A 16,366-nucleotide genomic window follows, 5' to 3' on the forward strand; every position below is an offset into this window, starting at 1 on the left:
CGCGTCTCTCCGGGATTGGCGTGTTTAGTGAAGATGGCTAAACTGCGACCAAAAATCGCATGTTGTTTGACCGTATGGCGACAACTATGCAGAATCTTTTCATTAATATAAAACCATCCATACGAGGAGACATCTATGGAACACGTTGCATCCGCAACTTTGCGCCCGCACGGCCATACGGAAGGCGGCAACACCGTCCCGCTGGTCATCATCACACTGCTGTTCTTCATGTGGGGTCTACTGACATCGCTAAACGATGTGCTGATTCCGCATCTGAAATCGATTTATACACTTAACTATGTGCAGGCCATGCTGGTGCAGTTTTGCTTCTTCGGCGCCTACTTCATCGTCTCGCTGCCGGCGGGAATGCTGATCAAGAAGATCGGCTACCAGCGCGGCGCGGTCAGTGGCCTGGTGCTGGCGGCCGCCGGCTGCGCGCTGTTCTTCCCGGCCTCGATGAGTGGCTACGCCTTGTTCCTGCTGGCGTTCTTCGTGCTGGCCAGCGGCATCACCATCTTGCAGGTCGCCGCCAACCCTTATGTGACGGTGCTGGGCGCACCGGCCACCGCCTCCAGCCGCCTGACGCTGACCCAGGCTTTCAACTCGCTGGGCACCACCATCGCACCGGCACTGGGCGGCATGCTGATTCTGTCGGAAGGCGTGACCAATGTGGTGCGCACCAAGGCCGAAGAAGCGGCGGCGGTGCAAGGTCCGTATCTGGCGCTGGCCGGTGCACTGCTGGCGCTGGCCTTGCTGTTTGCGTTGGTGCGCCTGCCGAAGATCAGCCACGCCGACGACGATGTCGCCACCAGCGTGGAAACCAGCGTGCTGGCGCACCGCCACCTGCTGCTGGGTGCCATCGGCATTTTCCTGTACGTGGGCGGTGAGGTCAGCATCGGCAGCTTCCTGATCAACTTCCTTGGCGACGCCAACGTGGCCAGCCTGCCGGCCGGCGCGGCCGCACACTACGTCAGCTATTACTGGGGCGGCGCCATGGTGGGCCGATTCATCGGCTTCGCCGTGATGCGCTACGTCAGCCCGGGCAAGGCATTGGCCTTCAACTCGGCCGCATCCATCATCCTGATCCTGACCGCGATCTTCGGTCACGGCCAACTGGCCATGTGGTCGATCATCGCTGTGGGCCTGTTCAACTCCATCATGTTCCCAACCATTTTCAGCATGGCGTTGCACAAATTGGGCAAGCAGACCGGCCAGGCCTCTGGCATTCTGTGCATGGCCATCGTCGGCGGCGCGCTGGTGCCGTTCGCGCAAGGCCTGCTGGCGGACACCATCGGCCTGCAATGGTCGTTCTTCGTGCCTGCGGCCTGCTATACCTTTATCCTCTATTTCGGTTTGAAGTATGCTGGCATGTATAACAACAAGGAGACTGTATGAAGTTGAAACTGGCGATCGCGCTCGCTTTGGCCGCAATGTCGGCACAAGCGGCGGAACCATGGATGGACAAATCGCTGAGCGCCGACAAGCGCGCCGAACTGGCTTTGCAGGCGATGACGCAGCAGGAAAAGCTGCGCTGGGTGCTGGGCCACTTCGGTTCGGACTTTGCCAACAAAACCAAGAAGCATCCGGCCGCGCTGCCTTTCTCGGCCGGCTACATCGAGGGCGTGCCGCGTCTCGGCCTGCCGGCGCTGTTTGAAACCGATGCCGGTCTGGGCGTGGCGACGCAGGCCACCAAGACCCCGCGCGAGCGCACCTCGCTGCCATCCGGCCTGGCCACCACCGCCACCTGGAACCGCGAGCTGGCCTATCAGGGTGGCGCCATGATCGGCGCCGAGGCGCGTGCTTCCGGCTTCAACGTCATGCTGGCCGGCGGCGTCAACCTGCTGCGCGAGCCGCGCAATGGCCGCAACTTCGAATACGCGGGTGAAGATCCTCTGCTGGCCGGTACCATGGTGGCGCAGCAGGTCAAGGGCATCCAGTCGAACAACATCATCGCCACCATGAAGCACTACGCGGTGAACGACCAGGAGACCGGCCGCTTTGTGGTGGATGCACGCCTCGACGACGCCAGCAACCGCATGTCCGACCTGCTGGCCTTCCAGTTCCTGATGGAGCAAGCCGATCCCGGATCGGTCATGTGCTCTTACAACCGCCTGAACGGCGTCTACGCCTGCGAGAACGACTACCTGCTGAATCAGGTTCTGAAAAAAGACTGGGGCTACAAAGGCTACGTCATGACCGACTGGGGCGCGACGCACAGCACGGTGGAATCGGCCAATGCCGGCCTGGATCAGCAATCGGGCTGGGAGTTCGACAAGTCGCAATACTTCGGCGGCGCGCTGGAGGAGGCTGTGACCAATGGCCACGTATCGCAAGCGCGCTTCGACAACATGGTGTTCCGCGTGCTGCGCGCCATGTTCGACAAGGGCGTGGTCGACAATCCGGTGGCGGAAGGCGGCGCGATCGATTACACCGCCCACAATCTGGTCAGCCGCGCCGATGCGGAAGAGGGCATGGTCCTGCTGAAAAATGCTGGCAATGTGTTGCCGCTGAAAGCGGGCGCGAAGAAAATCGTCATCATCGGCGCGCATGCGGATGTGGGCGTGCTGGCCGGCGGCGGTTCGTCGCTGGTGTATCCGATCGGTGGCAATGCGGTGCCGGGCATCGCGCCGACTTCGTGGCCGGGGCCTGTGGTGTATCACCCATCCTCGCCGATGAAGGCGATACAGGCGCGCGCGCCGGGTGCGCAAGTGGTGTTCAACGATGGCAGTGATCCTGGCGCCGCCGCGCAAGCCGCGGCGGGCGCGGATGTGGTGCTGGTGTTCGCCCAGCAGTGGGTGGGCGAAGCGCTGGACGCGGTGTCGCTGGCGCTGCCGGACAATCAGGATGCGCTGATCGGCGCGGTGGCCAAGGCCAATCCTAAAACCGTGGTGGTGCTGGAGACTTCCGGCCCGGTGCTGATGCCATGGGTGGATCAGGCGGCGGGCATTCTGCAAGCGTGGTATCCAGGCACCAGCGGTGGCGAGGCGATTGCGCGCGTGCTGTTTGGCGAAGTGAATCCATCGGGTCACTTGCCGGCGACCTTTCCCGCGTCCGAGAGCCAGTTGCCGCGTCCTAAGCTGGATGGCGATCCGAAGAACGAAGCCGTGCGCTTCACCGTTAATTATCACGAAGGCGCGGCGGTCGGCTACAAGTGGTTTGACCTCAAGGGCCTGAAACCGTTGTTCCCGTTCGGTCACGGCTTGTCGTACACGCAGTTCGCGTATTCGGGCCTGACGGCGAATCAGAAAGATGGCAAGCTGTCGGTCAGCTTCAAGATCACCAATACCGGTGCGGTGAAAGGCAAGGACGTACCGCAGCTGTATGTGTCGCCGCTGAACGCCAAGTGGGAAGCGCCCAAGCGCCTGGCCGGTTGGGACAAGGTGGAACTGGCGCCGGGCGAGAGCAAGCAAGTCAGCGTGACGGTCGATCCGCGTCTGCTGGGCATGTTCGACAGTCGCAGCAAGACCTGGCGTATCGCCAAGGGCGGCTACAAGGTACTGCTGGCGCATGACGCGGCAGACGCCAAAGCCGCCAGCATCACTGTACAACTGCCGCAGCGTACGCTGAACGTGGCAGGCAAATAAACCAAGGAGCGAGACTTGAAACAACTGTACAAATTCTGCGCCGCCGCCATGATGATTGGCGCCGTTGGCATCGTTGAAGCGGCACCGGCCGCCAAGAGCGACTTCGTCACCGTCAAGAACACGCACTTTGCCCGCAAGGGACAGGCCTACTACATCGCCGGCGCCAACTTCTGGTACGGCGGTTATCTCGGCGCGGCCAGCGGCGTGGGTGAACGCGCACGCCTGCTGAAAGAGCTGGACAACATGAAAGCCATCGGTATCAATAACCTGCGTGTGTTGGCGGTATCCGAGAAAACCGAGATGAAGAGCGCCGTCAGCCCGGCCACCACCAACGCGCCAGGCCAGTACGATGAAAACCTGCTGGCTGGCCTGGATTTCCTGATGGCCGAAGTGGCGAAGCGCGACATGACCGTGGTGCTTTACCTGAACAACTTCTGGCAATGGTCGGGTGGCATGACGCAGTACCTGAACTGGTTCGAAGGCACGCCGGCGCTGGACCCGAACGTGACCAAGGACTACGAGACCTATATGCAGAAGACCGCGGGTTTCTACCGCAGCGCCGCCGCGCAGGCTGAGTACCGCAAGGTCATCGCCAGCATCGTCAAGCGTGTGAACACGATTACCGGCAAGCCGTATAGCGAGGATACGCACATCCTGTCATGGCAGTTGGCGAACGAGCCGCGCCCGGGCAATAGCAAGGCAACGCCGGAGGAGAAGGCGGTCTACGTCAAGTGGGTGGACGAGGTGGCGGGCTATATCCATAGCCTGGACAAGAATCACCTGGTCAGCAGCGGCAGCGAAGGCCTGGCCGGTTCGGCGCAGGATGCGCAGCTGTATCTGGACGCACACCGCACGAAAAATATCGACTACCTGACCTATCACCTGTGGCCGAAGAACTGGAGCTGGTTCGACTCCAACAACCCGGGCGGCACCTGGGATAACGCCATCTCGAAGAGCCGCGACTACCTGAATTCGCACATCGAACTGGCGAAGAAACTGGGCAAGCCTATCGTGCTGGAAGAATTTGGCCTGGACCGCGACGGCCCGTCGTTCAGCATCAAGGCCACCACCAAGATCCGCGACCGCTTCTATCGTGAAGTGTTCGAGATTGTCTCCACCCGCGCCGCCAAGGGCGATCCGATTGCCGGCTTCAATTTCTGGGCATGGGGCGGCGCTGGCCGCGCGGCCAATGCGGACTACTGGTGGAAGCCGGGTAACGACTTCGTCGGCGACCCGCCGCAGGAAGAGCAGGGCCTGTATTCGGTCTTTGATTCGGACGTGACGTCGCTGCTGCTGATCAAAGAATACGCCGACCGTCTGCACGGGATTAAACGATGAAGCGCGCACTGATCCTGCTGGCGCTGGCCGCCAGCGCGGGCGCGCATGCCCAGAAGTTCGAGGGCCTGGCCGCCACGCCGCAGATGGGCTGGAACAGCTGGAATTCCTTCGCCTGCGACATCAACGAACAGCTGATCCGCGACACGGCGGACGCCATGGTGAAGCTGGGGCTCAAGGATGCCGGCTACGAATACGTCAACATCGACGACTGCTGGCACGGCAAGCGTGACCAGGATGGCGTGATCCACCCCAATGCGGAACGCTTCCCGTCCGGTATGAAGGCGCTGGCGGACTATGTGCACAGCAAGGGTCTCAAGCTGGGCATCTACTCGGACGTTGGCGCCACCACCTGCGGCGGCCATCCGGGCAGCCGTGGGCACGAGTATCAGGATGCGATTACCTATGCCCGTTGGGGCGTGGATTACGTCAAGTACGACTGGTGCGACAGCAAGGGCCTGAGCGCGGTCGGCGCCTACACCACCATGCGTGACGCCATCCGCAGTGCGGGCCGGCCAATGTTGTTCAGCATGTGCGAGTGGGGCGACAACAAGCCTTGGGAGTGGGCCAAGGATATCGGCCACTCGTGGCGCACCACCGGCGATATCTATCCGTGCTGGGATTGCGAGCTGAATCACGATTCGTTTGCGCGCTATGGCGTGATGCGCATCCTCGACAAGCAAGCCGGTTTGCGCAAGTATGCCGGGCCGGGGCACTGGAACGACATGGACATGCTGGAAGTCGGCATGGGCATGACGGAGGACGAGGACCGCGCGCACTTCGCGCTATGGGCCATGCTGGCGTCGCCGCTCATTCTGGGGAATGACTTGCGCAGCATGCCTGAGGCCACGCGCCGCATCCTGAGCAATCGCGATGTCATCGCCATCAATCAGGACAAGCTGGGGATTCCGGCCTGGAAGTTCCTGTCGACTGGACAGCTGGAGTACTGGGCCAAGCCGATGGCGGATGGTGAATGGGCTGTGGCGGTGCTGAACCGTGGTGAACAGCCAGCGTCATTGAATTACGACTGGAAGGCGCATTTCGTCAGTGATGATGTCAGCAAGCGCGAGATCGATTTCAAGAAGGCCGTCTACAACTGGCGTGAGGTCTGGAGCGGAAAGTCCGGCGACACTTCCCGCAAGCTGGAAGCGAAAGTCGCGCCGCATAGTGTGCTGTTGTTGCGCCTGAAGGCGCGAGGATAAACATGAATCGCAAGTTGTTGGTGTTGATGGCTTTGGCCTCCACGGCGGCGCAGGCAGGAACGCAGTGGGGGCCTTATAACGCTGAATTCCCTTCGGCTAGTGATGGTTTGCTCAAGAAGCCGGCACAAGGAGAGATCTTTGGCACGGTGGCGGTACAGCCGTTTAGCTTGAGTGGCTGGTTCAAATCGAGCGAGCCGGCGGCAGGGCGCACGCTGATCGCCGGCGTGTCGGGCGCTCAGGCGGGAACGGGATGGTTCCTGTGCAGCGTGGATGGCAAGTTCGGTTTCTGCGGCTACGGCGTGGAAGTGCTCTCGCCACTGACGCTTGCGCCCAACGCGTGGACCCACCTCGCCGCCAGCTACGACGGCAAGCAAATGACCCTCTACGCCAACGGCGCCCCCATCACCCAGCGCGACGTGGCGCTTGGCGCGACGGCTGCCGGGAGCGGGGCGGTGGCGCAAGTTTCGCTTGGCCCGCGCAGCAAGGCGTTGACTGGCTATGCGGGGCGCATTGCGGAATTTGTCGTCATCGGCTCGGCGCTGGATGCTGGCGCGGTGCGCGCGGCAGCGGCCACGCCGCCCAAGGACGCGCTGATCAACTTCGAAACCGGCAGCCCTTCGTGGCCGATTCAGGTACGCCAGATGTACGGCCAGCTCGCCCCGCAAGATCCGTGGACGCTGCCGAAATCCGGCAGTCCTCTGCAAGCGCCTGTCGCCAGGCCAGCCTACGCCGGCCCCGCGCTCGCACAGAACGCCTTCAATCTCTGGACGCTCAAATCCTGGAAGTTGCAAGCGGCTCCCGAAGTCCGCGCCACGCCGGAGCAGATCTCCTCGGCCGGATTTAATGCTGACAGCTGGTACGTCACCACCACACCCGGCACCGTCCTCACCACGCTGGTGGACCGGGGCGTCTACCCGGACCCGGACTATGGCCTGAACAACCTCGCCATTCCAGAGCAGCTGAATAAACAGGACTACTGGTATCGCAGTCCATTCGAACTGCCGGCCGGTTTCAAAACAGGCCAACACCTGTTCGTCACCTTCAAAGGCGTCAACTACGAAGCCGAGGTGTGGATTAATGGCCGCAAACTGGGCGGCATGAAAGGCGCCTTTGTACGCGGTACCTTCGACATCAGCCCTTACCTGAAGACCAAGGGCCAGAACGTCATCGCCGTGAAGGTCTCGCCGCCACCGCATCCTGGCATCCCGCAGGAAGAATCGATGACCGCCGGCGTCGGTGAAAACGGCGGCACGCTGGCGCAAGACGGCCCGACCTTCATCGCCTCCGAGGGCTGGGACTGGATACCCTCCGTCCGTGACCGCAACACCGGCTTGTGGCAGGACGTCATCCTGCACACCACGCACGACCTGAAATTAGGCGATGCCCACATCATCACCGCGCTGCCGAAAGCCGACAACAGCGAAGCGGACATCAATATCGAGGTCCCGGTCACCAACCTGTCGAAGACCGCGCAGCGCACCATCGTGCGCGCCACCATCACGCGCTGCGATGGCAGCATGAAACCTGTCGTCGTCACGAAGGAAATTACGCTGGCGCCTGGCCAGCAAACCGTCCGCTTCGACAAGCTGACGCTGAATAAGCCCAAACTCTGGTGGCCCAACGGCTACGGCGCGCCAGACCTGCACGAACTGAAACTGGAAGCCGTGCAGGGCAAGCAGCTTTCCGACGCCAGCAATACCCGCTTCGGCGTGCGCGCGGTGACCTACGAGCTGTCTCTGGTCGATCAGAGCGGCCATCTGCGCCGCGTGGAAGCCGACTTCACCAAAGGCCGTGAATTGGGCGTGCGCATCACCGACGGCCGCCATCAGGCGATCAAGAAGCTGGCGGACAACAACTGGGCCACCGGCCTGCGCGCGGAAGCCGACGGTACCGCCGCCATCAAGGCGCTGTCCGACACCACGCTCAGCCCCTTCCTCGTCATCAAAGTGAATGGCGTGCGCATTGCTGCGCGCGGCGGCAACTGGGGCACGGAAGACTGGCGCAAGCGCGTCGAACGCGAACGGCTGGAACCTTACTTCCGGCTGCATCGCGAGGCCAACGTCAACATCATCCGCAACTGGGTAGGACAGAACACCGAAGACGCCTTTTTCGACCTCGCCGACGAATACGGCCTGATGGTGTTGAATGACTTCTGGGCCTCGACGCAGGATTACAACCTGGAGCCACAGGACGTCAACCTGTTCATGGAAAACGCCCGCGACGTAGTGCAGCGCTACCGCAATCACCCGTCGGTGGTGCTGTGGTTCGGCCGCAATGAAGGCGTGCCGCAGCCGGTGCTGAACGAGCAGCTGGAAGCCATGATCTACAAGCTGGATGGCACGCGCTGGTACACCGGCAGCTCCAATCGCGTGAACTTGCAAAACAGCGGCCCATATAACTACCAGCCAGCCGCCAGTTACTTCACCGATCATGCCAAAGGCTTTTCTGTGGAAGTGGGGACACAGTCCTTCCCGACGCTGGAATCGATCAAGGCGGCGGTGCCGGCGACCGATCAGTGGCCGCTGGGCGACACGGTGGCGTATCACGACTGGCATCCTGACGGTAATGGCGGCGTGAAGACCTTCAATCAGGCGATGGAGACGGAGTACGGTGCGCCAGCGTCGTTGGCGGACTTCGAGCGCAAGGCGCAGCTGATGAACTACGAGAGCCATCGCGCCATCTTCGAAGGCATGAACGCCGGCCTGTGGACACAGAACTCGGGCCGCATGCTGTGGATGACGCAGCCGGCCTGGCCAAGCACCATGTGGCAGATCCTCAGCCACGATTACGATACACATGCGGCTTTCTACGGCGTGAAAAGCGCCGCCGAGCCGGTGCACGTGCAAATGAATCTGCCGGATCATCGCGTGGTGGTGGTCAACAATCCGCAAGCCGCCTTGAATGGCGCCACATTGACCTGGGTGGCGTGGACGGTGGAGGGCAAACTGGTAGGCGGTACCAACGTGCCTGTGTCGGCGCCTGCGGGCGGCGTGTCCGCACCACTGGACATTGGCCTCGATGCGCTGCTGGCGCGGCATAAGCTACTGATTGTACGTTTGAGCTTGCGCGATGCGGGCAATCAGATCGTTTCGCAAAATATCTACTGGCCGAGCGCAACGCCGCAGGATCGTCAGGCACTGAACCAGCTGCCGCAAGTTCCGCTGAGCGTGGCGGCACGCTGGGGCAAGGCGGAGAAGGAAGGCGAGCGTCAGCTGGAAGTCACGCTGCTAAACCGTAACGGCGCACCGGCGTTGGGTGGCAAGCTGACTTTGTTGAAGGCGGACGGCACGCGCGTGCTGCCGGTCTACTACTCGGACAACTACGTCACGCTGCCGCCGGGCGAAAGCCGCCAAGTGAAGGCGGTCTTCAAGACGGAAGGTGATGTGAAGCTGGAGCTGCGCGGCTGGAATGTGGCGCCGCAGTCGCTGGCGGTGGATGGCAAGTCCGGTCTGGCCGGCGACGGCGCGGCGTGCAGCCTGACGCCGGAGCCGCGCAAGATCGACTATCACTGGATGTCGCGCGAGAAGTGGCGGCAGATGTTCAATGAAGATGTGGCGGTGGCCGACAAGGGCGATGTCGATCTGCTGTTCGTTGGCGATTCGATCACCGAGGGCTGGAACCAGCAGGTGTGGCGGAAGTCTTTCGGCGGCTGGCGCGCGGCCAACTTCGGCATCGGCGGGGATCATACAGGCAATGTGCTGTGGCGCCTGCAGAACGGACACGCGGAGAAGCTGCATCCGAAGTTGGTGGTGCTGACCATCGGCGTGAATAACCTGGGCTTCTGCGGTGCGACACCGGCGGAGGCGTTTGAAGGCGTGAAGGCGGTGGTGGGGCAGTTGCGCACGTTGTATCCCTCGTCGCGTATTTTGTTGAATGCGGTACTGCCGTACGGGCAGTATCCAACCAGCCCGCAGCGCTTGCAGGTGCTGGAGATGAACCGCATGATCGCAACGCTGGGCGATGGCCAGCAAGTGATGTATCACGACTACGGCAAATCGTTCTTGCAGCCGAACGGCGACTTGTCGCCGGACGTGATGCCTGACTTCCTGCATCCGACCGCCAAGGGCTATCAGATCTGGTCCGACGCCATGCTGCCGGATATTCGCAAACTGATGGAGTAAACCATGCGATTACGACTCGCCGTTGCGCCCATCATGGCGCTGCTAATCACCATGACCGCCTGGCCGCCGGCCAGCGCGGCGGCTGCGACGATTGTCGCGGCGGACCCGCACGTCACGCGCATGGGGCGGGTGGCGTTGGAAGTGGATGGCGGCGTGCGGTTCAGCTATCCCGGCGTGAGCTTCTATGTCAACTTTGAAGGCACGCGCCTCGGCGCGACGGCGCAAGCCAGCGGTGACCAGACCTATCTCGATGTGATCGTGGATGGCGCGGCGCGCAAGGTGCGGTTGGCGGCCGGGCGGCAAACGGTGGTGCTGGCGGATGGTCTTGCGGCTGGCAAGCACACGGTGGAAATCGTCAACCGTTCCGAAACGTGGCAGGGGAATGCCGCGCTGCTGGCCTTCGACACCGACGGCACATGGCAGCCCGCGCCAGCGCTGCCGGCGCGGAAGCTGCTCCTGCTGGGTGACTCGGTCACCTGTGGCGCATCGATCGACCGCGTGGCAGGGGAAAAATCCGGCGCCTCCTGGGCCAACCCGCGCGCCAGCTATGGCATGCTGATGGCTCAGCGATTGAACGCGCAAGTGCAGCTGGTCTGCTACGGCGGCCGTGGCCTGATCCGCACCTGGGAGGGCAAGACCAACGAACTTAATCTGGCCGACTACTACAACATGGCGCTGCCGACGCAGCCAACCGCCGTGCCATGGGACCAGGGCGACTACCGTCCGGACGCCATTCTGGTCGCCATCGGCACCAACGACATGACCGTCGGCATACCAGACCGCGAGCAGTACGTGTCAGCTTACGTGTCGCTGGTGCGCATGCTGCTTAAAGATCATCCGCAAGCGCAGATCATGTTGACCGAAGGCGGCATCCTGCGCGATGAGAAGCAAGCCGCGCTGCGCAGCTACATCGTGGAGACGGTGAGGCGTGTGGGCGATCCGCGTGTGCACGCCATCGCCTCCACTGGCTACCCTGGCGACGCTCTTGACGGCCATCCAACCCGGGAGCAGAACGTCAACATCGTCAACGACCTGCTGCCGCAGGTGCGCGCTGTCATGCGCTGGTAAGCAGATGGCCCAGCGCGGGCGCCAGCAGCACCATCAGCACGCCGCTGAAAATCATGGTGAGGCTGGCGACCGCGCCTTCCTGCGCGCCGATCGAACGCGCTTTGTTCAAGCCAAAACCATGCGCCGCCGCCCCATAAGGTGCACCGCGCGCGATCCGCATGCGCAGCGGCAGGCGAGCCAGCAGCACTTGGCCGAGCAGCACGCCAAACAGGCCGGTAATGATCACGAACAAGCCAGTCAGTTGTGTCGATCCGCCCAGATGCCGCGTGGCCTCCAGCGCAAACGGCGTTGAGACCGAGCGCGCCAGCAGGCTTTGCGCGATGCTGCCGTGCAGGCCAAGCAGGCGGTCCAGCAGCAATGTGCTGCCCAGCGATGCAATGATGCCTGCCATGCTGCCCAGCGTCAGCGCCAGCCAGTGGCGTTTCACCAGATCGCGATACTGATAGATCGGCAGCGCAAACGCCACCGTCGCCGGGCCGAGTAGCCAGGACAGCCAGCGCGTGTCGCCAAAGTAGACGGGGAAGGGCGTGGCCGACAATTGCACCACCGCGATCAGTACCGCTGACGTGGCGATGGCCGGCGTTAGCCACCAGCGCGGATAACGCCGGTGTAGCGCGTGATTGGCGTAAAACAGGCCCACGGTCAGCAGCAGGAACAGTAGCGGCTTCATGCCCGCGCCTCCGTGGCCAAAGTGCCGGCGGTGTGAGCACGGGCATGCCGCCGCTGGCGCAGGCGGCGCAATGTGCGGCCGCGCTCAAAGCGGCACGCCCATTCCACGGTGAACGCGGTCGCCAGCAGCACGCAAGTAAAACCGATGCCAATGGCGGTGAATAGCCGCATGCCCTCCGCTTCCAGCAAACCGGTGAACTGTACCACCGACACCACCAACGGAATAAAGAACAACAGCATATTCGACAGCAGCCAGTCCGCTCCATGCTCGATGGCGGCTGGCCGCAGCAAGCCGCTTTGCAGCAGTCCGGCCATGACGATCAGGCCGACCACGCCACCGGAGAAGGGCAATCCCAGCCACGCAGATACCCGATCCGCCGCATACCACGCCGCGATCAGCCCGAGCACCTGCATCAATGTAAAGACCATGCGTTTCATGATTCCATTCTAGGCGGTGCAGAAGTAAAGATAAAATGAATTAAAATTATAAAAATCATTCTAAAATGGAATGCATCATGGACATCCGCGCACTGCGTTATTTCGTCGCCGTGGTAGACCATCAGAGCTTCAGCCGCGCCGCCGAAGCGCTGTACGTCACCCAGCCCACCGTCAGCAAAATGATCCAACAACTGGAACAGGAGCTCGACCTTGCCCTGCTTGAACGCACCGGCAAGCGCTTTACTCTGACCGATGCCGGGCAGGTGGTGCTGCAACGCGGTCGCGCGCTACTGGCCATGCACGAGGAAATGGGCGTGGAGCTGGCGGACCTGCAACAGCTGCGTCGGGGAGACCTGCGCATCGGCGTTACCCAGCAGGCGCACGCGCCGCTGGCACCATTGCTCGCCGCCTACCACCGCCGCCATCCGCAGATCGAACTCAAACTGTTTGAAGGCGGCTCGCAGAACATCGAAACAGACCTGCGCAGCGGCGTACTGGAGATGGGCACCTTGCTCGACCATCCTGCCAATCAGCACATCTGGCAGGACTTCGACTCCTTCCCGCTGGTGCGCTCGCCCATCTGCCTGCTCGCGCCCAAGGACTCCGAATGGCACGGCCGCAAGCGCGTCAAGCTGCGTGAATTGGCCAATAGCTCCTTCATCTTCTATGGCGAAGGTTTCGCCCTGAACGACATCATCGCCGACGCCTGCCTGCGTGCCGGCTTCAAGCCGCGCATCAGCAGCCGTAGCGGTCAATGGGATTTCGTGGCGTCGCTGGTGCGGCTGGGCGTGGGCATCACGCTACTGCCCAAAGTATTCTGCGACACATTGGAACAGGGCCAGTTCACCATCGCGAGATTGGAAGAACCGGCCCTGGATTGGAAGCTCATGCTGGCCTGGCGGCGAGGCGGACACCTTTCGTTCGCCGCGCGCGCCTGGCTGGAGCTGGTAAAGAGTAAAGCTTAGAAGTTGGCGCCGATGCGGAAACCGACCATGCGCGGTTCCACATAGTAGGCGCGCATAAAGCCGCCGAAGGCCGAATCGGTGCTGGTCTTCGCGTGTTCGTCCGTCAGGTTGCGGACATACAGCTCCGCGTGCCACTTGTCTTCCGGCGCTTCCAGACGCACCGACGCATCGGCCATCGCATAGGCTTTCTGGAAGCGGCCGATATGCGCGAAGTCGGAATTCAGCAGGTCGAAGTAAGCCTTGTCGCGCCAGTTCACCTTCACGTAGGGCGTCAGCTTGTAGCCGTTCTCCAGTCCAAACTCCTGCGAGAAGTTGATGTTGAACTGGTACTTCGGCGTGTTCGGCAAGTGATTGCCCTCGATGTTGGCAAGGCGGCGGCCCAGCAGCGTCTTGTCAGGACCGTTGTACACCGCAGGGCAGGCCGGCAGACCGAGTTCGGTACGCACGTCGCACTGATAGTCGTCGCTGTACGAATTGAAGTCATGCACGCTGGTGTTGATGTAAGCGAAGCCGCCGCCCAGACGTGCACCGCGCCATGGCTTGTAGTCCCACTCCAGCTCCAGGCCCGGGATATTCACCTTGCCGACATTGATGGTGCGCCAGGTTTCATACACGTCGCACTTCGGCTGGTCGGCCGGGCAGGGCAGGCCGTTGTCCGGAATGATCTGATTGACGAAGTAAGTGCCGGTCAGCTGCATGCCCTTGTACTTCATGAAGAAGGCCGTCGCCGACAGGCTCAGACGATTCTCCAGGAACTTGCCCTTGAAGCCCAGCTCATAGTTGGTGACGGTCTCCGGATCGTAAGGCAGGAAGGTCACCACGCCTGGCTTGCCATCAGCGCACTTGTGGTAGTTGCAGCTGTCGGTCTTGTCGGCGAAACCACCGGCCTTGTAACCGGTGGAGATGGAGCCGTACACCATCTTGTTATTGTCGATCTGCTTTTGCAGGCCGAGGCGCCAGGTCACCTTGTTCCAGGTCTGTTTGTGATCGTTGGAAGTCGGCGAACCATACAGGTGATAGGCCGCCACGCTGCCGCCCATGCCCGGCGCCAGGTCGGTGCCATCGTGGACGTGGAAGCCCGGCGTACCCGGCGTCCCTTGCGAATACCAGCCGTTGTAGTAGGCCGGGTTGCCGATCCAGTTGGCGCCATACACCTCGCCGCCTTTGTCTTCCTTGCTGTCCACGCTGTAGCGCGCACCGGCGGTGGCGGTCCACGTTGGAATGAACTGCCAGTCGGCCTGCGCGAAGGCGGCCTTGGCGTCCACCTGGCGATTCGGCTGGTGATACAGCACGCTGCCGACGTCACCGTAAGGCTTCTGGATGGTGTTGGTGATTTCGTAGTCGATGTTGTTCCGCTCGTGCATCCAGAACAGGCCGGCCACGTACTTCACGCTGCCCAGCTGCTGCTTGAGCTGCGCTTCATGCACGGTCGACAGATAGCGCGAATCCAGCGTGCGGTGGAAGGAGTCCGTCAGCGGCCAGGTGCCCCAGTTGCCGTCGGCGGTATTCGGATAGGCGCCGTTGATCTGGAACGGCGCGGCGTTCTGCAAGCCCTTGTCGTCGTCCGTGATCTCATTGCGGCGCTGGTCGGCGATCTGGAAGGTGTAGTCGAAGTTGGTATGATCGTTGATATTCCAGTTCACGCCTGTGCGCAGGGTGCGGATCTTCATGTCGATGTGGCCCGGCACGTTGACGTTGATGTCCCACTTGCCCTGATCGGTGCAGGCGTAGCGCGTGCCCGCACCTGCCTCGCAATCGCGGAAGGCGGCGCCGCCGGCGCTGGAGTCCTGGAATTCCTCATACGAGGCCTTGGCGGTGACATCGCGATTGATCTTCAGCAGGGCGCTCAGGCGGCCGGCCCATTCGTTCTGATTGGTGTAATACTCGCTCGGGCTGACATAGCGGTTGAAGCGCTGGTCGACGTCCGGCTTGCCGTTCGGGACCCAGCCCAGTGCCGGCGCATTGGCTTCGCTGACGTCGCGCGTCTGATGTGCGTAGCCGTCGCGTTTCACTTTCATGAAGGTGCCGCGCAGTGCCAGCGCGTCGTTGACCACCACGTTCTGCACGAAATTGACTTGCTTCTTGTTGTAATTGCCGAGATCCAGATCGGCCTTGCCGTAGTTGCCGGTCCAATCGGGTTTGGCGGGAATCACGTTGACGCTGCCGCCGGTGGAGTTACGACCGAATAGCGTGCCCTGCGGGCCGCGCAGCACTTCGACCTGCTCAAGGTCGAACATCAGCGCCTGCGCGCCTTGTGGACGCGGCGAGTACATGCCGTCCACGTGGAAGCCGACTGCCGGGTCGCCCGTTTCGGTGAAGTTGGTGGAGGTGATGCCGCGGATGGTGATCTGCACCGCCGAATCGAGGCCGGTGTTTTCGATCACCACATTGGGCATCTCGCCGCTCAGGTCACGCAGGCTGGTGGCGCCCTTGCGCGTCAGTTGGTCCTGGCTCAGCGCCGTCACGGCCAGCGGGGTTTTCAGCAGCGAAGTGGAGTAGCGCGTGGCCGTCACTTTCACTTCCGGTATCTGGTCTTGCAAGGTGGTTGGCGCCGCCGCGGCAGTGGTGGCCGAGGCTTGCGCATCGGCGCTGGCGCCATCGCCGGTTTGCGCCTGAGCGGCCACGCTCATGAACGCGCAGGCACTGGCTACCGCGAGGCTGATCAAAGTCTGTTGTGTGGTTTGTCGCATGTCGTCTCCTTGGTTTTATTTGCTTTTTTAGTATTTGCTGCAAAAAAAACATCGTCAAACGAATCCAGAAAACGACCTGAAGTTTCTTTGTTTTTACTAAACTCGGTCGATATACAACAGCTGCCAAACCGTTTTGTTAAGTTTTGTAAGCCTTCCTTGCGTAGTGTTACAGCGCACATGCCGGCCGCGCCTTGCGGCGTTAGGAAATGTAATCGCAGCAGGGTTCATGTCTAATGAATTCAAGGACTTAGCCTAAAGTGGCGTGCAGATGCTGTTACGTAAAAAGCAAGCTAG

10 protein-coding genes are annotated in these 16,366 nt (G+C 61.9%); 7 read left to right on the forward strand and 3 right to left on the reverse strand.

The window, feature by feature from the left end; genetic code table 11:
* Positions 1-135 precede the first annotated feature (135 nt).
* Genes GM676_RS20225 through axe2C form a run of 6 tightly spaced genes read left to right on the forward strand, consistent with a single transcriptional unit; the run spans position 136 to position 11,310 of the window.
* Positions 136-1,395 (forward strand): sugar MFS transporter, encoded by a 1,260-nt coding sequence (locus GM676_RS20225; RefSeq protein ID WP_155465695.1) that lies wholly within the window; start codon positions 136-138, stop codon positions 1,393-1,395.
* The gene (locus tag GM676_RS20230) at positions 1,392-3,584 is read left to right on the forward strand and encodes a beta-glucosidase family protein (RefSeq protein ID WP_155465696.1); all 2,193 of its coding nucleotides are present in this window, start codon (positions 1,392-1,394) and stop codon (positions 3,582-3,584) included. Before GM676_RS20225 ends, GM676_RS20230 begins: the two co-directional genes overlap by 4 nt.
* Positions 3,585-3,599: 15 nt before the next feature.
* Positions 3,600-4,922 (forward strand): glycoside hydrolase 5 family protein, encoded by a 1,323-nt coding sequence (locus GM676_RS20235; RefSeq protein ID WP_229262787.1) that lies wholly within the window; start codon positions 3,600-3,602, stop codon positions 4,920-4,922.
* Entirely contained in the window at positions 4,919-6,121 is a 1,203-nt protein-coding gene (locus tag GM676_RS20240; RefSeq protein WP_155465697.1) for a glycoside hydrolase family 27 protein, read from the forward strand. Before GM676_RS20235 ends, GM676_RS20240 begins: the two co-directional genes overlap by 4 nt.
* A gap of 2 nt (positions 6,122-6,123) precedes the next feature.
* Positions 6,124-10,242, forward strand: coding sequence for a glycosyl hydrolase 2 galactose-binding domain-containing protein (locus tag GM676_RS20245; protein WP_155465698.1), 4,119 nt, complete (start codon positions 6,124-6,126; stop codon positions 10,240-10,242).
* A 3-nt stretch (positions 10,243-10,245) separates the two neighbouring features.
* Entirely contained in the window at positions 10,246-11,310 is a 1,065-nt protein-coding gene (axe2C, locus tag GM676_RS20250; RefSeq protein ID WP_155465699.1) for a bifunctional acetylxylan esterase/glucomannan deacetylase AxeC2, read from the forward strand.
* Here axe2C and GM676_RS20255 read toward each other — a convergent pair.
* Positions 11,297-11,980, reverse strand: a complete 684-nt coding sequence (locus tag GM676_RS20255; RefSeq protein WP_155465700.1) for an LrgB family protein — start codon at positions 11,978-11,980, stop codon at positions 11,297-11,299. The two genes, axe2C and GM676_RS20255, sit on opposite strands and share 14 nt — an antisense overlap.
* Entirely contained in the window at positions 11,977-12,417 is a 441-nt protein-coding gene (locus GM676_RS20260) for a CidA/LrgA family protein (protein WP_229262788.1), read from the reverse strand. Before GM676_RS20260 ends, GM676_RS20255 begins: the two co-directional genes overlap by 4 nt.
* Positions 12,418-12,494: 77 nt before the next feature.
* Between GM676_RS20260 and GM676_RS20265 the strand changes: the two genes are divergently transcribed.
* Positions 12,495-13,382, forward strand: coding sequence for a LysR substrate-binding domain-containing protein (locus tag GM676_RS20265; RefSeq protein ID WP_155465701.1), 888 nt, complete (start codon positions 12,495-12,497; stop codon positions 13,380-13,382).
* Here GM676_RS20265 and GM676_RS20270 read toward each other — a convergent pair.
* On the reverse strand, positions 13,379-16,072 hold the full coding sequence (locus GM676_RS20270) for a TonB-dependent receptor (RefSeq protein WP_155465702.1): 2,694 nt from the start codon (positions 16,070-16,072) through the stop codon (positions 13,379-13,381). The genes GM676_RS20265 and GM676_RS20270 overlap by 4 nt on opposite strands.
* Positions 16,073-16,366 lie beyond the last annotated feature (294 nt).

Origin of the sequence: Duganella radicis (assembly GCF_009720825.1) — a bacterium.
Classification (GTDB): Bacteria; Pseudomonadota; Gammaproteobacteria; order Burkholderiales; family Burkholderiaceae_D; genus Rugamonas; species Rugamonas radicis.